Origin of the sequence: Stutzerimonas chloritidismutans, assembly GCF_051486945.1 — a bacterium.
GTDB lineage: Bacteria > Pseudomonadota > Gammaproteobacteria > Pseudomonadales > Pseudomonadaceae > Stutzerimonas > Stutzerimonas chloritidismutans_B.
The window spans coordinates 488,748-508,762 of record NZ_JAHVDX010000003.1 but is presented as its reverse complement, the minus strand read 5'-3'; the positions used below and the strand labels follow the sequence as shown (position 1 = coordinate 508,762).

Here is a 20,015-nt window from a genome sequence, read left to right as displayed (position 1 = left end):
GGCAAAACGCCATCGGACCGCTCTAGCACGTTGCGTTTAACAACGGCGCGGCCTATAGCTGAGTCGCCGGGCAGAGTCGGGTAGGTGACCCCCGTTAATACACGGTTTAGACCGTCTCGGATCGGCCGGATTAACCCGTAATGGCGATTTCATTTTAAAAAGATGAACCTTTGCCATTAGTGGCACTCTTACTCCTCGCTGCCGCTGCTGGCCGGTTCGTGTCCCATTTCGATGCGTCACCTCCGCCTAGCACGGCGCGATTGCGGCCTCTGGCTCGCAGTCGTGGCTGCCGCGACGGATATCGCAAGCGCTTGGACGGCGTCAGGAAATGCGGCTCGGAGCCGCCGATAGGGACAGGACCCAGCCCAAACCAGAAGGCCCCGCTTCCATCAGGAGGCGGGGCCTTTTGCTTACCGGATAGCGGGTTGTACAACTAGACGAAGGGTCCGAACCGGTACGGCTGATGCGCAGCTATGTAGCGCCACAGCCGCTCAGCCGAGCGATTCGTCGAAGTAGTCGCTGTCGAGCCTGGGCACCTTGTAGAGCTGCGAACTCACGCCGACCTCATGGTCGAGCATCAGGTTGACCAGGCGTTTGCCGTCGACCAGCACCAGCCCTTCCACCGAGCGTGCGAACTCCACCGCCTGTGCAGTAAACCCGGAGGTGGTGATGAACACGCCGCGCCGCGCTTTCTGCCCGGCCAGGGCGCCGTAGAAGGCCTGGAGTTCAGGGCGGCCAACGGTGCTCTGCCAGCGCTTGGCCTGCACATAGACCTTTTCGAGCCCCAGCGCATCGAGCGAGATCACCCCGTCGATGCCGCCATCGCCGCTGCCGCCCACCTGCTGCAGCGCCTGGCGGTTCGCGCCGTAGCCCAGGCTGTGCAGCACATCGAGCACGATATGCTCGAAGCGCGTCGGGCTGGCTTGCAGCAGGCTGTCCAGCAGATCACCGGCGACGCTGGTGCGCAACTCGAGCAGCGCCTGGTCCAGCCGCTCCTGTGGGCTGCTGGTGGCGATTTCTGCCTGGGCGATCAGCGCTTGTGTGTCGCTGCTTTCATCCAGCGAGGCGGCATCTGGCGCCGTCTTCAGCTTCACGCTCATGAAATTCATCGCGAGATGTTCGACCTGCTCGGCGGTTAGCGGAGCCGGGTTGGCCTGGGCGAAGGCAAGGCCGTCGTCGGTCAGCTTCCAGTAGCCACGCTTGGCGCTGCTGGAATAGCCGGCGCGCTTGAGCCGGTCATGCGCCCAACCTGCGCGGTTCTTGTAAGTGGCCTGGCCGCTGGTGATGGTTTCCTGTCGCTGCGCCTCGCTCAGGCCGAGTGTCTGTGCGGCCGCTTCGTGAGCTTCGCTCGCCGTCGCGCCCTCTGGGTGGGCGGCGAGAAAACGCAGGATGGGCTCGATGAACTGGTCGTAGGTCGGCACGGACATGGTTCCTGGATCCTTAATGGCGCGTATTGGCGTATAGCCGAGGTATAGGCCTTGCAGATTTCGCAGGTGGAGAACCTTCTGCGGTCTGCCACCCTAAGTTGCTTTTACGTTGTACAGGTACGGGCTGCCACGCAACGCAGAATGCCGCTTCAGCAGGGTGAGCGTAGTCGCCGTGCAAAGGGATGAGCCGCATGGATGCGGCGAAAGGCTTAAAGGGCCATGGAAGGCCCTTGTAAGCCGGCCCTCGGAGCGGCGATGAAGTGAACGAACCCGGAGCGCAGCGCAGGGCCGGATGGCGGGGCTAGCCCTTTTGGTTCCTTTTGGGGCAATGCCAAAAGGAACCCGCCCAGCAGGGCGGAACCTGGCGCGAGTCGGTTTGCTGGCTGGCTGGTTCACGCTGATGCCTTTCTGCCGCGTTTGGCCTTGGGCTCGGCGGCGCGTTGGGCCTTGATGCGCTCCAGCAGCACGCTGGCCTGCTCGTCGTTCGGGTCCTGCGGCACCAGCTCGCCGCTGAAAGCCTTGGCAAGGATGCTTTGGGTCAGCCGGTCGATGCGTGCCTGGGCGGCTTTGACGCGGGCTTCGAGTTGGTCGGCGAAGGCGAAGAGTTGTTCGACGCGGCGGACGATTTCGGTTTGTTCCTCAACGCAGGGAACCGGGAACAAAAAATCTCGGCACTGGGAGAGCGATATGTTTACCTGGCCCGCCGATCCTTTGGTCTCGTTTATGATGCTGCGGAGATTTTCCCCGCCAAGAAGAACGATTGATATCCAGCCTGAGATGATGTTTTCACTCGGTCTAAAGAGAGTAATAGCTTGGTTTATATTCCACTCTGGCGACGTCGCCGGGATAGTCGCGACTTTTCCAAGTGGCGGGCCTACGATATTCATCACAACGTCGCCCGGCATTGTGATCGATTTCGATGATGCACCTCTGTGGATGGACTCCGAAATATATTGAGGTCGGTACTCGAAGCTAATCTCTTGATTTACGATGTTGTACACCTTCAGAAATGGAACTCCGGACTCGGAAAAACCCTCTTTTGGGGTACCACCGCTCTGTACCTTCTCGCACACATCTGCCGCACGTTGAAAACTCCAGTCGACTGCTGCACTAGCCTGCCACTCTTCAGTCAACCGCCCGGAAACGGCGGCGGCGAGGACGGATTGGCGGAAGCTTTTGAGCAGCGCGGGGATGCCGTCGATGCGGGCTTTAAGGGTGTCAACCTGGGCCAGCAGTTCATCGAGCTTGGCGGCGATGCGGGTTTGTTCGGCGAGTGGAGGCAGCGGAACTCTCAAATTCTCTAGTGCGCCGACCGAGATATTCGCAATATTTACAGTCTGGCTTGCTGAGGCTTTTAAAGCTCGCTGTGCCTCACTACTCTTTAGGTAGTAATAGACATATCGATGATCTATTTCTTTGCTTCTTATGGCCGATAGGAATGCTCCGAAACATGCCGTGCGGTCAGTCTCATTTATACATACCTTGCCGACAAGGTTCGAGCTGTTGGCCATCGACATCAATATGTCGTTTTTTCCAACTAATTGATCAGCTCTTTTAACGTAGTTTTCTGGGACGTAATAAATATTTTCCCAGAGCAGCTTCTCCTGAACATGCGATGTTCTAAGGCAAGCAACATACCCATCAGCAGGCTCGTGAACTTTTGACGAAGCAGGGAAAGTCACACCGCGGATAATGCTGGCGACGTCTCCAAGCTTACAGTCGGCCCAGTTCGCTAGCATTAACTCACTCATCCCCAGCCTCCTGAACCACCGAAAGCCCCATCACTTCCGCCATCAACTGCTTCTGCGCCACCACTTCATCTCCCGCACCCAACGCCTTCATCAGTGCTTCCAACTCATGCAGCGCCTCGGTCAGTTCGGCCATGGCTTCGCCGGCCAGTACTTCCGGGGCTGGGAGGTCGGCGGCGTCGAGGCTGCTGTCGTCCTTGAGCCAGCTGATATCCAGCGAGTCGCCGCGTTCGCGAATCTGCTCGCGGGTGAAGCAGCGGAAGCGGCTGGTTTCACCGATGCCCTCGACGTTTTCGGCACGGGGGCTACCGCCATTCGGGTCCTCGCCATAGGCATCTTCGAACGGCTTGAGGTGGGTGGGGCCGAAGGGGGTGCGCTTGCCGAAGCTGGGCATGTTGCTGCGCAGGTCGTAGATCCATACGCGGCTGGTGCAGCGCTTTTCCTGGCGTGGGTTGTCGGCCGTGCCTTTCTGGAAGAACAGCACGTTGGTCTTCACGCCCTGGGCGTAGAAGATGCCGGTGGGCAGGCGCAGGATGGTGTGCAGGTTGCACTTGTCCATCAGGTCTCGTCGCACGTCGGTGCCGACGCCGGCCTCGAATAGCACGTTGTCCGGCAGCACCACAGCGGCCCGCCCGCCCGGCTTGAGGCCGCGGTAGATGTGCTGGAGGAAGGCCAGCTGTTTGTTGCCGGTGCGGTAGGTGAGGTCGTCGCGGGTCGGGCCGCCGCCGCCCTTGGCGGTGCCGAATGGCGGGTTGGAGAGAATCACGTCGACCTTGGGCAGGCTGGCGCCGGTCTGGCCGAGGGCGTTGCCTAGGTGCACCACGCCCTCGGCGTCGCCTTCCATGCCGTGCAGTAGGCAGTTCATCAGCGCCAGCCGGCGTGTGCCAGACACCAGCTCGACGCCCACGTAGGCGTCGGTGCGCTGGAAGCGGCGGTCTTTTTCATTCAGCTCGTAGAGGTCATCGGTGTGCTGCTTGATGTAGGCGTCGGCGGCGATGAGAAAGCCTGCGGTGCCGGCAGCTGGGTCCTGGATGGTCTCGCCCGGCTGCGGCTTGATACAGCGGATGATGCTGTCGATCAGCGGGCGCGGGGTGAAGTACTGGCCGGCGCCGGATTTGGTCTCGCTGGCGTTCTTTTCCAGCAGGCCTTCGTAGAGATCACCGAGGCCGTCTTCGCGGGCGCTGAACCAGTCGATGCCGTCGAGGCTCTTGATCAGTTGCTCGAGGTGGCGCGGCTCCTTGAGGCGGGTCTGTGCATCGGCATAGATGGCGGCGATCAGCGGGTCCGGGTTCTTACCCAGATCCAGCAGCATCTGCCGGTAATGGTTGAGCAGGTTGAGCCCGGACTTGCCAGCCAGATCCGGCCAGCGCGCACCAATGGGCAGCTTGTGGCCAAAGCTGTCGTTGTTCTGCACCTGCTCGTATTCCATCTTGATGAACAACAGCAGCACAAGCTCAGTGACGTAATCGCTGTAGTTGATGCCGTCGTCACGCAGGACGTCGCAGAGGTTCCAGAGCTTCTGGACGATGTCGGAATTGGTCATGGGTACTCGCTAAAACAGTATTTAAGTAGGCGGCGTTAGTGAGGCGCGTGCCAGAAGGGATCATCTTGCCAGTGCTGCGGAAAGCCCATTGCGCGCAGGTCGACTTCAGGAAACTCTGCCAGAAGTTCATGCAGGCGCCGATCCCAGCTGGTGTGGGGGCTCGTCTGGCGCATCAAGTGATTGAGGATCGATAGCACGGAATACAGGCGCTTGTGCGTACCTGTTTTGAGGTACTCGGGCCAAGCAAACCGGGGTTTTTCTGGCAGCTTGGGTCGAATACCCAATTCGCGGTTCCACAGGCGAGCGTGGTGAGCGCATATATTTCGAATGGTGGTCAGGGTGTGCAGCCACGACTCCATCAGCGGTGCTGCCAGGTTCAAGCGCTTTGCGATGGCCTTTCGATCAGCGTCATGTGCAAGACCGGCATAGAGATGGGATAGGTCCCCGAGCGTTAGCTCTTCCACCATTGCCCAGCCCGGCATCAGCTCTGGATTTTGGTAGGTCAGCGGATAGTGGCGCGCGTAGCTCTCATGGGCGCGCTGTCGCTTCAGGTACGCCTTGCGCTCATCGTCGGGAAACCGGTCGATGTTCTTGCACTCACGCGCATAGTCTCGCAAGGCACGCACTTGTTTATCGCGGATGGTCTCGAGCAGGCGTTCATGGTTGTACTGGTGCTTAAAGACTTGGGCATCCAAATACCAATGAACCCCACGGCTGGGGCCCATGTGGTTGCTGATCATTGCGCGGGCTGCCACTTCCACCCGCTCCACGGCATCCATTACCAGCAGTCGTAGGCGGCGGTCAAAATCGTAAAGACGAGTCAGGCTGCGGAAACCTACGTCGGTACGGAAGCCATGCTGTGGATCGTCGACGACTTGAAAAGGCCGCATGTACGGCGTCAAGCGGAAGAAGCTGACGGCCTCCAGGAAGTGCCGGGCGCGCGCTTCGTCCTGGATCTGCAGGCCGCGCGCCTTGAGCAGGGCAAGCTGCTCGCCAATATCGATAGCGGGTTTGTCGAAGGTTCTCATGCGACAAAACCTGCGGGCATAAAAAACCCGCTCAATTTGTGCGTAACTGCCGAGGCGGTCATAGGCATGGCGGGTGTATTGCGCGCAAGCCTATGCACTACTGTCGGTTTTTGCAAGAGCCTGGGTTTTAAGGCGATCACCAGTTTCAACTCGCTTGTGCCCACAGGTGGCTGTTGATTTCTTCCAGCACCATGACGAGATGCCCGCCGAGCATTTTGTCCAGCCGAGTGCTGCCGCCGTCGTTCCTGAACGCCTCGCCAATCTGTTTCTGGTCGATCACCACCTCATGCACCAGCTGCTTGGCCAGACGGTCCAGCCATTTACGCTGGACCGGCGTCCAGGGTTGCAGGGTGTAGATCGTCTCCATGGCCTTGGCTACTCGCTGCTCGAACGGCAGCAGCGCTTCGCCGAGGGCGGCCTGGCGAATGAAGCCGACGATGCTGGCAGCGATCTCCTGGTTGGTCTGGTTGCGCCATGCGCTTTGGAGATTCACTTCGCTATATCCATGCCCATCGAGCAGCAGGCGCACCTCGCGCAACTGCTCTCGGGTCAGGTCCTGCGGGCGATTGACCACCACACCGAGGGCCACCGACTGGTTGAGCTGGTTCCGGATGAAATCGTTGAAGCTTTCCAAATAGTCGGCGGGCTTCTGGTTGGCGCCGTAGTTCTGCTCCCGGACCATCAACTCGTCCGTGTGGGTGGAGATCAACGGGTAGTTTTCGGAGCCGAGCAGGGCATTGACGGTGGCGAGCTGTTCGAGCAGCTGGCTGTGCTGGCGGACGAACTGCGCGGCCTGCTGCGGACCGAGCCCGTGTAGGTGCTGGTGCAGTTTTTCTGGTGCCACTCCCCAAGTGTCTTCCAGCTCGTCGAGTTTGCTCTTGAGGGTTGGTTTGCTCTCGGCCTTGTGGCTGGCCTTGCGCAGGATGCGCATCACCCGCTGGCTGAGCTGATCGAGCACGTCATGCGCATGGCTGGTCTCGGGCTGGCTGCCGGGCGCGTCGAGGCTGGCCGGGTTGGTCAGTTCGTTGACCAACTGCTCAAGGCTGATGCTAGGGTCCTTCACCAGCGGCTTCATGGTGTCCACGGGTTCGAGGCTGGCGTACAGGTCGACCGGGTCGTAGATGTTGAAAACGGTTTTTCCGATCTCGTCGCAGCGACGCGTGGCGCGGCCCTTCATCTGTTCGTAAAGGATGCGCGAGCGTACCCGGCGCATGAACACCAGATGGCAAATGCGCGGCACGTCGATGCCGGTGGTGAGCAGATCGACTGTGATGGCGATGCTCGGGTAGCGCTCGTTCTTGTACTGGCGAATCAGCTGTTCGACCTTGTCGCTCTGCCCGGTGATGATCTGTACGGCGGCCTGGTTGTAGTCATCGCCGTGAACGTCTTTGAAGGCTTCGTCGAGCAGGTTCTTCACGCGCTCGGCGTGGGCCTGGTTGACGCAGAAGATCATCGCTTTCTCATCGCCTGAAGGGTCCAGCTCCTGGGCCAGCTGCTCGCAGATCACCTTATCGAAACCGGGCGTAATCACGCGGCGGTTGAAGGATTCGATCTTGAAGTCGAGCTCGTCCTCCAGTTCCGCCACGTCCACCTCGCCAGTGCTGGTATCGATGATGCTGACGCTCTCGCCGCGGGCGAAGTGAATGCCGTTCTGGCTAAGCAGGGTCTGGTAGCGGATCGGCGGTTCATGGTCGATCAGCCAGTCGTCGGCCACCGCCTCTCGGTAGCTGTAGGTGTAGATCGGCGCGCCGAACACTTCGCTGGTGTGCTTGGCCGGCGTGGCGGTGAGGCCGATGCGGCAGGCGTCGAAGTAGTCGAGCACGCGGCGATACTGCGAGAGGTACTGGCTGAAGTCGCGCACTGCCAGTTCGCCTTCGGTCATCTCCTGGTCGAGTGTGTAACCACGGTGGGCCTCGTCGACGATGATGCAGTCGAACGCGTCGATGGGCGGCGGGTTGTCCGATTGGAAGATGCGACGCACCATGGCTTGCACAGTGGCGACCTGGATGCGCGTTTCGGCCTCGGCGGCCATGTCCCCCAGTTCCTTGATGTCGTAGATCTGCGCCAGCGTGTGGTTCTGCTCAAGGGTTGCTTCGTTGAACGCCTCGATGGCCTGCTGACCCAGGGCGCTGCGGTCGACGAGGAAGAGGATGCGCCGGAAGCGTTCGGCCTTCAGCAGGCGGTACATCAGGCCGATGATGGTGCGCGTCTTGCCAGTGCCGGTGGCCATGGCCAGCAGGCATTGGCGACGGTTGTCGGCGAGCGCCTGCTCGACGGCGCGGATGGCGTTTTCCTGATAGTCGCGCAGCTTGAGGTAGGCGAAGCCTTCTCCCTGAAGTCTGGCTTCGGCGTCTTCGCGGCTGCGTTTGAGCAGGTCGAGCAGGCCGTTCGGCGTGTGGAAGTCCTGCAGCGGCCGTCGCAGGTTGGCCGGGCTGCGCAGGTCGCGGAACCAGATGCCGGACTGCTCGGCCAGCTGCTTGATGAAGGGCCGGCCGTTACAGGCGAAGGCGAACGGGACTTGGAAATACCCACCCTGGCCGTCGGCCCAGCCTGCATCTTGCGCGGCGGGCTGCAGGTCGGCGGTGATGATCAGCTGGCGCGAATAGCGTTCGGCCTGGGGGATGCGGTCGGCAATGTTGATGCGCTTGCGCTTGGCTTCGACGATGGCGATGGGTGTGAGGCCAACGAACAGTACGTAGTCAGCGTTTTCTTTTGGCTTGCAGGTCGGCCATTCGGCGATGGCCTTGTTCTTGCCCTTTTCTGGGCGCGAGCCCTTGCCGTAGGTGAGGTCGAGCGAGTCGGCCTCCCAGCCGGCATCGTTAAGTTGCTGGTCGATGAGGATGCGGGTGAGGTCTTCGCTCAGGTCGAACTGACTGCTGGCCTGCTGAGTACTTTGCTTGACCTGCTGCACGGCCTGGGGCTGGGTGGCCAGTTGCTGCTGGAGCATCCTGAGGCTCTGCTCGTGTTCGCTGCGCAATTTGTTGAGCGCAGCTTCGTGCTCAGCGGCCAGTTGCTTATGGCTGCGAGACTCGGCATCCATCTGACTGGCAAGAACGGCGTATTCCTCGGCTTCACGCTTGAGCAGTTCAGCCAGCTGCTGATTACTCTCCAGTTGCTGACTGGATTCGCTGAGCTGGGCTTTGAGTTGTTCAATCTGGCTTTGCAGGTCGCGTAGCGGGGCGCTGGGGTCGCTGGGGATGACGAAAGGGCCGGCTTTGAAATTGCTGCCGGCCTTACCGAGTGCCTTGTGGTACCAGATACACAGTTCGCGGGCGACCTTAAGCCCGTCCAGCGCTTCCCGGTGCTGGGTGTGGAACTGGTGAGTGGCCTTGTTGCCTTCGATGCGCAGGGTGTGGAACAGGTTGCGGATATTCCCGTCGAGCTGGATCTCGCGGGTCAGTCTGTACAGCAGATCTGCCTGACTGAGGGTGGCGTCCAGTTCGATGCCAGCACGCGTCGCCAGATCCTGTGCCAGAGCCTCACCGAGTTGTCGCAGCTTGATCAGCGTAGTATTCGGATCGCTGGCGAATGTCCGCTCAGCCGCGCTGGCGAGCTGTGAGAACACCGGGTCGTGTTCCTTGAGAAAGGCGAAGTTACTGCTCTCGGCCATTGATCCGTCCCTGCGTCATCCATCCCGGTCGTCCGGGCCGTAAGTCGAACGGATGATGCCAGACACTGCAGGGCAGGTGTACTTGCGATAGGGCAAACGATTGTGGGCTGAAGAACCAGGGCCGCCGGTATCAGGCCAGAGGCCGCTCATTGGCAGAAACGAAAAAGGCCCGCATTTCTGCGAGCCTTTCAATTCGTGGTGCCGGCACCAGGAGTCGAACCCGGGACCTACTGATTACAAGTCAGTTGCTCTACCAGCTGAGCTATACCGGCCAAAAGAGGGCGCCATTATATCCATTGCTCGCAGGGAGTAAACCGTTTGTTGCCAGCAAGTTAGGGCATCGTGTCACGTTCGGCGAGGAGCATTAGGTTGCGTGGGGTCAGGCTGCTTGGGCAGAAGGTGCCGAGGCGGACCCGGTAGCCTTGTTCGTTGAGGAACAGGGCCCGGTCGAGCAGCAGCCAGAGTTCGAGCGGGCGGCGGAACAGGCCGCGCACGAGTTCGAGGTTGCGCACTTCGGCCAGGCGCTGCCAGCCGTGTCGTTCGAGCCGGGGCCAGTCCTGAGCGGGTAGGGGCGGCAGGGCCTTGAGAGCGGCCAGGTCCTGGCAGTAGACGGCGAAGGGCTTCTTGAGCCAGGCGCTCGGCAGCGATGGTGTGGGCAGGTAGGTATCTTCGCCGCGCACCTGCCGCTGGAGCAGGTCGAAGGCCAATCGCCAGGCCATGGACTGGTCACGTTGCCGGCGTTCCCGCGCGCCAGCTGTGACGGTTTCGCTCAGCGGCAGGCCAAGGTCGTCTCGCGACAGGACGAGTTTCGACCGCTTAGCGTGGGCAGACATTGGCTGGTAGCGTTCGGCCTGCGTGCGGTTGTAACAGCAGGGCGCCACGGCCAGCTGACGGCAACCACGCGCTGCGCCCAGCTGTAACAGGCGCACGTGCAGGTCGCCACAGGCGTGAAGTGCGACCGGTGTGGTCGCTGGGTCGAGATGGTGAGCGGCGTGCTCGTTCATGATGTCTTGCTGCACGTGGCTCGCGGCGATGCCCAATCGCTGGCTCAGGTGCTGGCCGGCGTCGACCAGTTTGGCGTCCCATTCCAGGCATGTCAGGTAACCGCCGTCGACCGCGAGCTGACGCCCCAGGTGGCCCTTGCCGGCGCACCAATCAAGCCATCGCGCCGGCTGTTCGGCGAAGCGGAGGGCGGCGCTGAACGCACGGATCTGCTCGTATTTGCGCCCGGGGACATCCACCGTGTGCCGTGAATCCTGCTCGGGCAGTTGCCGCAGTGGCAGGGGCTCGACCTGCGCGAGCAGGCGTGCCTGGGCCGCTAGCGCAGGGAAGGGCGCCGGCGCATCGAGGCCGGCCGGGTCGTTGTGCGCGGCTTCGGCATCGGCCAACGAGCGTGCACGCAGCCAGGTGGCGAGGGCCGGATGGGCGTCTTCCCAGGGCAGGTGGCGCTCGGTAAATGGGCGCGGGCGCCAGAGGGCCTGATGCTCGATCAGAAACGTGTCGAGCGAGCGAAAGCGGTCGGCGAGCGCCGCGTGGCTGGGGGCGGGTGTAGGCATGGCGAAGAGTGGCTGACGGGCGTGGCGCCCATCATCTCGCCGTTGGCCTGTAGTGGAAAGAGAGACGCCCGTCGAAACGGGCGTCTGGTGCTTCACTTGCCGTAGACCTGCTCGGGTAGCCAGGTCACCAGCCCCGGGAACTGGTAGGCGATGATTAGCAGCAGAAGCTGGATCAGGATGAAGGGCACCACGCCTTTATAGATGGTGCTGGTGGGCACGGACTTGGGCGTTACGCCGCGCAAGTAGAAGAGCGCGAAACCGAACGGTGGCGTGAGGAAGGAGGTTTGCAGGTTCAGCGCGATCATCACGCCGAGCCAGATCGGGTCCAAGCCCATGGCCAGCAGCACCGGGCCGACGATCGGAACCACGACGAAGGTGATTTCGATGAAGTCGAGAATGAAGCCGAGCAGGAAGATCACCAGCATCACGACGAAGAACGCACCCAGTACGCCGCCAGGCAGCTGGGCAAAGACGTCCTCGATCAGCACTTCGCCGCCGAAACCGCGGAAAACCAGGGAGAATAGCGAGGCGCCGATCAGGATCAGGAACACCATGGCGCTGATTTCCGTGGTGCCGTAGGCGACGTCACGCAATTGGCCGAAGTTCAGCTTGCCTTTGTAGAAGGCCAGCACCATCGCGCCCAAAGCGCCCAGCGCAGCGGCCTCGGTTGGTGTGGCGTAGCCGGCGAGGATCGAGCCGAGCACGGCGCTGATCAGCAGCAACGGCGGCACCAGCGCATTGATCAGCTTGCCCCACTCGATCGGGCCAAGCTCTTCCTGCGGAAGCGCCGGCAGCTTCTTCGGCTGCAGCACGGCGACAGCGATGATGTAGAGGATGTACAGGCCGACCAGCAGCAGGCCCGGTAGCAGGGCACCGACGAAGAGGTCACCGACCGACACCGTCTTGGGAGAGAAGATGCCCATTTTCAGCTGGGCCTGTTGGTAGGCGCTCGACATGACATCACCGAGCAGCACCAACACGATCGACGGCGGAATGATCTGCCCGAGGGTGCCGGTGGCGGCCAGCGTACCGGTGGAGATCGCCGGGTCGTAACCGCGGCGCAGCATGGTCGGCAGGGCCAGCAGGCCCATGGTGACCACGGTTGCGCCGACGATGCCGGTGCTCGCAGCCAGCAGCGCGCCGACCACGCAGACGGAAATCGCCAAGCCACCGCGCAAGGTGCCGAACAGCCGCGACATGGATTCGAGCAGATCCTCGGCGACCCGGCTCTTCTCCAGCATCACGCCCATGAAGACGAAGAGCGGCACGGCCAGCATCGTCTGGTTGTTCATGATGCCGAACAGGCGGTTGGGCAGGGCGCTGAGGTAGCCGCCGTCGAAGGTGCCGGTAACGATGCCGAGGCCGGCGAATAGCAGCGAGACGCCGCCGAGGGTGAACGCAACCGGGTAGCCGGCCATCAGGGCCGCACAAATGCTGACGAACAGCAGGATCGCCATCAACTCAGCCATGCTTCACCTCCGGCTCGGGCAAACGACCGGCGATGGCATAGCCCGCCTTGATGATTTCGGAGACGCCTTGAAGCGCGAGGCAAACCACCAGCACCAAGATGATGCTTTTCTGCAGATACACGAACTTCAAACCGCCCGATTCGCTGGACGCTTCCAGCGTCGCCCAGGAATTGCTGACGTAATCCCAGCTGGCCCAGGCGAGGAACAGGCAGACCGGGAGCAGGAAAAGCAGCGTGCCGAGCAATTCGACTACCGCCTGATAGCGGGGGCTGAAGCGCTGGTAGAAGATGTCGACGCGAACGTGGCCGTTGCGTTGCAGAACCCAGGCGGCGGCGCCCATGAACACTAGGGCATGCGCGTAGAGGACGGCTTCCTGGAGAGCGGTGGCGCCGATGCCGAACCCGTAGCGCAGCACCACCACGACTGCAGTGCCGATGACTAGGAACAGGGTCAACCAGGCGCATGCCTGGCCGAACCGAGCGTTGCAAGCGTCGATCAGACGCGCAAGGCCCAGCAATGGAGGGGCGTGTTTCGACATGGCAGGACCTTTATTGTTATGGGGGTACGAAAGGCAGCCCGCGATTCTAGGCGGCTGCGTTACAGCGTCGCAACCGGCAGTACTACGTACGTAGTGCCGGTACGTAGTCGCGAAGCTTGAGGCTTCGATAGCCATATGATAGCTAGAGCTACCTGGATCAGTGATCCCGCGATTCAGTCATTACAACAACAAGGAGTTACCCGATGAAACGTCGTCAAATTCTGGCCGCCGCAGGTGTTGGCCTGGCCGCCACCGCACTGGCTGGCTGCAACAAGGAAAGCGAGCCGGCCGCCAAATCCGAAGGCACCGCCAGCACCGAGAAATTCAATTGGAAGATGGTCACCTCCTGGCCAAAGAATTTCCCTGGCGTGGGCGTTGGCGCAGAGAACTTCGCCAAGCTGGTCAACGAGATGAGCAATGGTCGGCTGACCGTCAAAGTCTACGCCGCCGGTGAGCTGGTCCCGGCGCTCGAGGTCTTCGATGCGGTTTCTCGCGGGACTGCTGAGATGGGTCATGGCGCGCCCTATTACTGGAAAGGCAAGGTGCCCGCGGCGCAGTTTTTCTGCGCACTGCCGTTCGGCCCGAACGCGCAGGAAATGAACGCCTGGCTGCATCGCGGCGGCGGCATGGAGCTGTGGGAAGAGGTGTACAAGCCCTTCGGCGTGCTGCCGATGGCCTGCGGTGCGACCGGCGTGCAGACCGCCGGTTGGTTCAACAAGGAAATCAACTCGGTCGATGATTTCAAGGGCCTGAAGATGCGTACCCCGGGCCTGGGCGGCGAAGTGCTGACCAAGATGGGCGGCACCGTGGTCAACATGCCGGCTGGCGAGATCTTCACCGCGTTGCAGACCGGTGCGATCGACGCCACCGAGTGGATCGGCCCATACAACGATCTGGCGCTCGGCCTGCACAAAGCGTCCAAGTACTACTACACGCCGGGCTGGCAGGAGCCGAACGTGACCTTCGAGCTGGACGTCAACCTCAAGGCCTGGGAAACCCTGCCCGACGACCTCAAGGCCATCGTTCGCGCTGCGGCCCGTGCGGTCAACGGCGACATGCTCGATGACTACAACGCCAAGAACATGGAAGCGCTGGAGCAGCTGCGAGAGCAGGGCGTTGAAGTCCGCCGTCTGCCAGACGAAGTACTGGCACGCCTGAAGGAAGTGGCCGCCGAAGTGGTCGATGCCTCAGCCAAGGCCGACCCGACCGCCGCCAAGGTCTGGGAGCAGCAGAGCGCTTACCTCAAGCGGTTGTATGAGTACGCGGAGCTTAACGAGAAAGACATCTACAACATCCGCGGCTAAGCGGTGCTGTAGATCCAAAAACGCCGCCCTTCGGGGCGGCGTTTTCATTACCGGATGGCTCAGCCCTCGAGCGTTGCGCTCAGGCTGATCTGTGCATTGAGCACCCGAGACACCGGACAACCTTCCTTCGCCTTGTTGGCTATTTCCTGGAATTGCTCATTGCTGGCGCCCGGTACGTTGGCCTTCATCGTCAGCGCGATGGCGGTGATCGCAAAGCCTTCGTCCTGCTTGTCCAGGGTGACCTCGGCGGTGGTGTCGATGCGCTCAGGTGTCAGGCCTGCCTGTCCGAGCATCATGGAAAACGCCATCGAGAAGCAGCCCGCATGCGCCGCACCGATCAGCTCTTCCGGGTTGGTCCCAGGGGCCCCTTCGAAGCGTGTGTTGAAGCCGTAAGGATTGTCTTTGAGCACGCCGCTTTGGGTGCTAATGGTGCCTTTGCCGCTCTTCAGGTCACCTTGCCAGACAGCCGATGCAGTTTTTTTCATGATGCCTCCAGATTCGTTGAGGGACGGTTCTAGCCGGAGCGCCGGGGTGGCGTGGAGGTGCGGTAGGCACCCCCAATTGGCTTACTGCTGCGCTGCGAGTACGGCGCTCGCCAGTTCCATGTCGCTGGCCTGCAGGTCAGGCTGATCGCTACGGATCTGCTGCAGCATGGCCTCCAGGTATGGGCCGCGGATCTCACCATCGCTGGCAACGAAGCTGCTGGCGTCTTCACGCGCTGCGGCGACCAGCTTGTCATCGCGGAAGGTCATGTAGGTCGAGGCGGTGGTCGCGCCCGAGGAGAGGATCTGCCGGACGAAGCCGTTGTCCGCCATCGCCGCGCCGAAGGGCAGGACACTCAACGCGACAGCCGCCAGGAATTGTTTGCGCATGATCGTGATCTCCGATGAATGACTCATCAAGAAGAGTGCAACGGTCACCGCAGAGTTCCTTCTCGCGGTTATCCGCTGCGCTCGATCAGCTGGCGAACCTTGGCCGCCAGCATGTCGATGCTGAACGGCTTGGAAAGCATGTCCATGCCGGGCGCGAGGAACTCCCCCCGAACTTCGGCGTTCGGCGCATAGCCTGTAATGAACAGCACCTGCAGCTCCGGACGGTGCTGGCGGGCAACCTCGGCCAGCTGGCGGCCGTTCATGCCTGGCAGGCCGAAGTCGCTGATCAGCAGGTCGATGCGCTCGCCGCCCTGCAGGAAGGGCAGCGCCGAAGGGCCGTCGATCGCTTCGAGCACCTGGTAGCCCAGCTCTTCCAGCACCTCCACGACCAGCATGCGCACGGCCGCTTCGTCCTCGACCACTAGCACGGTTTCGTTCGATTGCGCCCCTTGCACGGAGCCGGATGTCTCGGCCGGCTCATCGCCGGGTTCCAGCTGCGCACGGTTGCGTGGCAGGAACAGCGTGATCAAGGTGCCTTGCCCGGCGGTGCTGTCGATGCGTACATGGCCGCCGGTCTGCTTGACGAAGCCATAGACCATCGACAGGCCGAGGCCGGTGCCCTGGCCGATGGGCTTGGTGGTGAAGAAGGGGTCGAAGGCCTTGGCGACCACCTCGGCCGGCATGCCGCAGCCGGTATCGGCGACGCTGAGGGTGACGTAGTCGCCTGGCTCCGGGCTGTCCGGTTGCGGATTGCCGATCTGCACGCAGCCAGTCTGGATCACCAGACGTCCGCCGCCCGGCATCGCATCGCGAGCGTTGATGACCAGGTTGAGCAGTGCGTTTTCCAGTTGGTGCGCGTCGGTATAGGCCAGCCACGGCTCGGCCTGCAGCAGCGTTTCGAACTGGATGTGCTCGCCGATGGTGCGGCGCAGCATGTCTTCCATAGATTGCACCAGCTGGTTGACGTCCACCGGCCGGGTGTCGAGCGACTGGCGGCGGGCGAAGGCGAGCAGGCGATGAGTCAACGCAGCGGCGCGGTTGGCCGAGGTGGTCGCCGCGTCGAGGTAGCGGCCGAGTTCCTGCGTCTGGCCGCTGGCGACGCGCCGCTGGATCAGGTCGAGCGCACCGAGCACGCCGGTGAGCATGTTGTTGAAATCGTGCGCCAGGCCGCCGGTGAGCTGGCCGATGGCTTCCATCTTCTGGGCATGCCGCAAGGTTTCCTCGGCACGTTCGCGCTCACCCATCTCCACATGCAGGAGGTGGTTGATCTCGGCGAGCTCGCGGGTCCGCTCGGCGACGCGGCGCTCGAGATTGTCGTTGAGCTCGCGTAGCGCCTCTTCCGCCGCGACCTGAGCGGTAATGTCGGTATTGGTGCCGAACCACTGGGTCACCTGGCCGAACTCATCGCGAATCGGCAGCGCGCGTGCGAGGAACCAGCGGTACTGGCCGTCTTTGCCGCGGAGCGGAAAGGTGTCCTCCCAGATCGAGCCGATCGCGACGGCGCGCTTCATCGACGCGCTGACGCGCACATGGTGGTCAGGGTGATGCACCGAACGCCAGCCCAGCGCCCGCATGGCTTCGAGCGTCGTGCCGGTGTAGTCGTACCAGCGCTTGTTGTACCAGTAGATGCGCCCGGTCGGGTCGGCCATCCAGGCGAACTGGCTCATGTTGTCAGCCAGCGTACGGAATTGCTCTTCGCTGGCCCGCAGCGCGCGTTCGGCGCGCATGCGCTCATCGGCGGTCCAGGCGCGGTCAGCGACCTCGCGAATGAAAGAGATGTCCTCCTCGGCCCATTGCCGTGGGTGATCCTGCAGCAAGATCAGCGCCGCACTGAAGCGGCCCTGCTCCTGAAGCGGCACGCAGACCAGGCTCTGGATGCGGCGCAAGCGCAGGCTGGCGGCCTGCGCGGCGGTGCGGGTGTCGTGCAGTACGTCTTCGACGACGACCATCTCGTCGTTCTGCAGGTCGTAGACGAAGTCGCCGTAGTCGGCGAAGCACATGCGCTCGCTGTATTCGCCCAGCGCGCCGTCGCTCCAGTAACGCTCCACGGTGGCGTACTGGCCGCCCGGATCCACCGTGAGGAAAGCCGCGCGGGTGACGTTCAGTGTGGTGCCCAGCGCGCGCACGGCAGCGGTGACGATCGTGATGCTGTCGGGCTGCCCGCGAAGCAGGTCGCCCAGCTCCATCAGTACGGACTGACGTTGTTCAGTCAGCTGGCGCTCCTGGATCTGCTCTTCGAGCAAGGCGTTCATGCGCAGCAGCTTCAATGCGGCGTTGCGCTCGGCGGTGATCTCGCGTGCCGTGCCGAGCAGGCGGACTTTGCCGCCGGCATCGATTACCCGGCGCCCGCGGTTGGTCAGCCAGCGAAACTGCTCGGTGACCTCATCGTAGACGCGGTAGTCGAGGTTGAGCTCGCCACCGGCCAGCCCGTCAAGCGCATTGCGGAAGGCGTCGATGAGGGCGCGGCGATCATCGGCATGAACCCGCGCGAAGAATTCTTCGACGCTGAGCTCTGGCTCGTCCGGGGCGACGCCGGCGAGTGCCTTGATCTGGGCATCCCAGTGCAGCCGGTTGCTTTCCAGCTCGTATTCCCAGACGCCGATCGAGGCGATTTCGTTGGCCAGGCTGACCCGCTGTTCGGCTTCGAGGACCGCCTTGCGGCCGAGCGCACGGTCGGCCGCCGCGCGAATCCGCTCGATAACCTCGCGTACCAGCGCGATGTCGGCCTGGCTCCAATGGCGCGGCGACACGCTGGCGAAGAGCAGTACCGGGCAATTTGGCGTCTGTTCCAGCAGCGGCGCGAGCAGCAGGCTGCGGCAGCCAAGCTGCTGGTGCAGGGTGTCGCAGTCGGCGCGGCAGTCCGCTTCGTCGAGCAAATCCTCGAGCGGCACGATCAGGCCTTGGCCGAGGCGCAGGTTCAGCGTCTCGGCGCAGCAGCCAAAACTGATCGGCGATGTGGCTTGTGGCCGCCCGGCGCTGCGCCAGGTCTGCTCGATGACCAGGCGCTGCTGCTCGTCGAGCTGACCGAAGGCAATGAGCTGCACACCGAGCAGCTGCGCCAGTTGCTCGGCCATGACGTCGCCCAGCTCGATCTGCCCGTCGGTGTCCTGCAGCCGGTCGCTCAGCTCCAACAGGTAGCCTTGCTGCGCTTCACCGCGGGTGCGTTCGCTGATGTCAGTGAAGGTACAGATCGCGCCTTGCAGCTGGCCGTCGCGGTATAGCGGGGCAACACGATATTCGACGGGCAGGCTGCTGCCGTCCTGACGGAAGAAGAGTTCATAGGCAACGTGGGCCGGCTCGCCGGTGATCGCGGTGCGCTGGATCGGGCAGTCCTCGACCGCATAGGGCGAGCCGTCCGGGTGGCTGTGATGGATGGTGGCGTGCAGGTGGCGGCCGAGCACCTCGTCCTTGCTGGCAAAGCCGAGCAGCCGGACAAACGCTTCGTTGCAGAGCGTGACCTGACCACGCGTGTCGATCGAGTAGAAGCCTTCGCTGGCCGAGTCGAGCAGGCTGCGGGTGAAATCCTCGCTCTCCTGCCGCTCGAGTTCGGCACGGCGGCGCTCGTGCACGTCTTGGGCGACCAGTACCCAGTGCAGCAGGCGGCCATCGCAGTCGTAGACCGGCGCGCCGCTGCCCTGGAACCAACGTGGCTCGCCGGCCGCATTGAGCAACGGTACTTCAAAATTGCCGGGTTGATGACTCTTGAGCGCGCCTTGCCATTGCTGGAGCACGGCGTCGCGATGGTCGTCAGCGACCGCCTCCAGCCAGCCCATGCCGGCGGACGCGTCCAGCGACAGGCCGCTGAATTCGACCCAGTATCGGTTGCAGAAGATCAGTTCGCCGCGTGCGTCGCACTGCCAGATGATCTGCGGGCTGAGGCCGACAAGGGCCCGATAGCGCTCCTCGGCCTGGCGTATGGCGGCCTGCTCGTGCAGGCGCTCGGTAAGGTCACGCAGGATGTGGACGAACCCCGGATGATGGCCTTCGTCGTTCTTCAGCCGCATCAAGACGCCGCTGGCCCAGAACTGGCTGCCGTCCTTGCGCCGCTGCCAGCGCTCGTTGATTGCCGAGCCTTCGCGCGCCGCGGTGACCATCTCCTGCTCTGGCACGCCACGGGCGATGTCTTCGTCGGTGTACAGACGTGCCGCCGTGCTGCCTAGCACTTCGTCGGCGGTCCAGCCGAGGATGATTTCCGCGCCCTGGTTCCAGCTGGTGATCAGCCCCTGGGCATCGGTGGCGAGGATGGCATAGTCCACCGCGCTGTCGATGATCTGCCGGTTGCGCTCGTTGTGCTCGCGGCTGCGCCGCAGCTCCAGCAGCGCCATGACCTGTCGCGCCAGGGCCTGAAGGTGCGCGAGCTGCCGCTCGGAGAGCTGGCGTGGCTGGGTGTCCATCACGCAGAGGGTGCCGAGGGGCAACCCTTCGGGCGTGCGCAACACGGCCGCGGCGTAGAAGCCACTCGCGCCGTCGAGCTGTGGGAGGTCGGTCAGGTTTTCGACCACCAGCGGCTCGGGGCGGGTGATCGCACGTGCGCACAGCGCTTCGCTGCGACCGAGTTCATGCTGGCTGACGTTTACCGATGCCTTGGCCCACTGGCGTTCCTTGTCGATGAAGACGATCGCCGCGCTGGGTGTGGAACAGAGTTCGGCAGCGAGCAGCGCCAGGTCATCGAAGGCGGGTTCCGGCCCGGTATCGAGAATGCGATAGCGGGCCAGCGCTGCCAGGCGGTCTGCTTCGTTCCAGCTGTGGGTGTGTTTTTCAATGTTCAAATTCTGCTCTGCTATCCATGGCGGCAAGGGCGCAAGTCCTGAAGGCATCCAGGGCTCGACATACGCTGGCTTTCGCATTGCTACCTGCAAGGCTAGTCGATGTGCAAGATACCCGGGCCCAGCCCGCCGGCAAGTAGACATCGGTCTACGG

12 protein-coding genes and 1 tRNA gene are annotated in these 20,015 nt (G+C 62.7%); 1 reads left to right on the top strand and 12 read right to left on the bottom strand.

Features of this window, described 5'->3' with window-relative positions:
• Positions 1-491: 491 nt before the first annotated feature.
• The 9 genes from KXR72_RS14285 to KXR72_RS14245 form a co-directional block, all read right to left on the bottom strand.
• Positions 492-1,427: a restriction endonuclease gene (locus KXR72_RS14285; RefSeq protein ID WP_437421753.1), complete on the bottom strand. Its 936-nt coding sequence runs from the start codon at positions 1,425-1,427 to the stop codon at positions 492-494.
• A gap of 392 nt (positions 1,428-1,819) precedes the next feature.
• On the bottom strand, positions 1,820-3,178 hold the full coding sequence (locus KXR72_RS14280; protein WP_437421752.1) for a restriction endonuclease subunit S: 1,359 nt from the start codon (positions 3,176-3,178) through the stop codon (positions 1,820-1,822).
• Positions 3,171-4,718, bottom strand: a complete 1,548-nt coding sequence (locus KXR72_RS14275) for an N-6 DNA methylase (RefSeq protein ID WP_437421751.1) — start codon at positions 4,716-4,718, stop codon at positions 3,171-3,173. The genes KXR72_RS14280 and KXR72_RS14275 overlap by 8 nt, the downstream gene beginning before the upstream one ends.
• 35 nt (positions 4,719-4,753) lie before the next feature.
• On the bottom strand, positions 4,754-5,746 hold the full coding sequence (locus tag KXR72_RS14270) for an Abi family protein (protein WP_437421750.1): 993 nt from the start codon (positions 5,744-5,746) through the stop codon (positions 4,754-4,756).
• A gap of 145 nt (positions 5,747-5,891) precedes the next feature.
• Complete coding sequence (gene hsdR, locus KXR72_RS14265) at positions 5,892-9,356, bottom strand: type I restriction-modification system endonuclease (RefSeq protein ID WP_437421749.1); 3,465 nt, start codon at positions 9,354-9,356, stop codon at positions 5,892-5,894.
• Between the two features lie 196 nt (positions 9,357-9,552).
• A tRNA-Thr gene (locus tag KXR72_RS14260) sits at positions 9,553-9,628 on the bottom strand.
• A gap of 60 nt (positions 9,629-9,688) precedes the next feature.
• On the bottom strand, positions 9,689-10,912 hold the full coding sequence (locus KXR72_RS14255) for a methyltransferase (protein ID WP_437421748.1): 1,224 nt from the start codon (positions 10,910-10,912) through the stop codon (positions 9,689-9,691).
• A gap of 92 nt (positions 10,913-11,004) precedes the next feature.
• Positions 11,005-12,381, bottom strand: coding sequence for a TRAP transporter large permease (locus KXR72_RS14250; RefSeq protein WP_437421747.1), 1,377 nt, complete (start codon positions 12,379-12,381; stop codon positions 11,005-11,007).
• Entirely contained in the window at positions 12,374-12,919 is a 546-nt protein-coding gene (locus KXR72_RS14245; protein ID WP_437421746.1) for a TRAP transporter small permease subunit, read from the bottom strand. The genes KXR72_RS14250 and KXR72_RS14245 overlap by 8 nt, the downstream gene beginning before the upstream one ends.
• Positions 12,920-13,122: 203 nt before the next feature.
• On the opposite strand from KXR72_RS14245, the gene KXR72_RS14240 reads away from it, so the two are divergent.
• Positions 13,123-14,223: a TRAP transporter substrate-binding protein gene (locus tag KXR72_RS14240; RefSeq protein WP_437421745.1), complete on the top strand. Its 1,101-nt coding sequence runs from the start codon at positions 13,123-13,125 to the stop codon at positions 14,221-14,223.
• Between the two features lie 59 nt (positions 14,224-14,282).
• Here the strand turns inward: KXR72_RS14240 and KXR72_RS14235 are convergent, their stop codons facing one another.
• The 3 genes from KXR72_RS14235 to KXR72_RS14225 form a co-directional block, all read right to left on the bottom strand.
• Positions 14,283-14,708, bottom strand: a complete 426-nt coding sequence (locus KXR72_RS14235; protein ID WP_437421744.1) for an OsmC family protein — start codon at positions 14,706-14,708, stop codon at positions 14,283-14,285.
• An 81-nt stretch (positions 14,709-14,789) separates the two neighbouring features.
• On the bottom strand, positions 14,790-15,095 hold the full coding sequence (locus KXR72_RS14230) for a DUF2388 domain-containing protein (protein ID WP_437421743.1): 306 nt from the start codon (positions 15,093-15,095) through the stop codon (positions 14,790-14,792).
• A 68-nt stretch (positions 15,096-15,163) separates the two neighbouring features.
• Positions 15,164-19,912 (bottom strand): PAS domain S-box protein, encoded by a 4,749-nt coding sequence (locus KXR72_RS14225; RefSeq protein WP_437421742.1) that lies wholly within the window; start codon positions 19,910-19,912, stop codon positions 15,164-15,166.
• Positions 19,913-20,015 lie beyond the last annotated feature (103 nt).

Excerpts from the sequence above, each read along its gene's own strand:
- KXR72_RS14285 (WP_437421753.1), bottom strand. The coding sequence starts at position 1,427 with ATGTCCGTGCCGACCTACGACCAGTTCATCGAGCCCATCCTGCGTTTT.
- KXR72_RS14280 (WP_437421752.1), bottom strand. The coding sequence starts at position 3,178 with ATGAGTGAGTTAATGCTAGCGAACTGGGCCGACTGTAAGCTTGGAGAC.
- KXR72_RS14275 (WP_437421751.1), bottom strand. The coding sequence starts at position 4,718 with ATGACCAATTCCGACATCGTCCAGAAGCTCTGGAACCTCTGCGACGTC.
- KXR72_RS14270 (WP_437421750.1), bottom strand. The coding sequence starts at position 5,746 with ATGAGAACCTTCGACAAACCCGCTATCGATATTGGCGAGCAGCTTGCC.
- hsdR (WP_437421749.1), bottom strand. The coding sequence starts at position 9,356 with ATGGCCGAGAGCAGTAACTTCGCCTTTCTCAAGGAACACGACCCGGTG.
- KXR72_RS14255 (WP_437421748.1), bottom strand. The coding sequence starts at position 10,912 with ATGCCTACACCCGCCCCCAGCCACGCGGCGCTCGCCGACCGCTTTCGC.
- KXR72_RS14250 (WP_437421747.1), bottom strand. The coding sequence starts at position 12,381 with ATGGCTGAGTTGATGGCGATCCTGCTGTTCGTCAGCATTTGTGCGGCC.
- KXR72_RS14245 (WP_437421746.1), bottom strand. The coding sequence starts at position 12,919 with ATGTCGAAACACGCCCCTCCATTGCTGGGCCTTGCGCGTCTGATCGAC.
- KXR72_RS14240 (WP_437421745.1), top strand. The coding sequence starts at position 13,123 with ATGAAACGTCGTCAAATTCTGGCCGCCGCAGGTGTTGGCCTGGCCGCC.
- KXR72_RS14235 (WP_437421744.1), bottom strand. The coding sequence starts at position 14,708 with ATGAAAAAAACTGCATCGGCTGTCTGGCAAGGTGACCTGAAGAGCGGC.
- KXR72_RS14230 (WP_437421743.1), bottom strand. The coding sequence starts at position 15,095 with ATGCGCAAACAATTCCTGGCGGCTGTCGCGTTGAGTGTCCTGCCCTTC.
- KXR72_RS14225 (WP_437421742.1), bottom strand. The coding sequence starts at position 19,912 with ATGCCTTCAGGACTTGCGCCCTTGCCGCCATGGATAGCAGAGCAGAAT.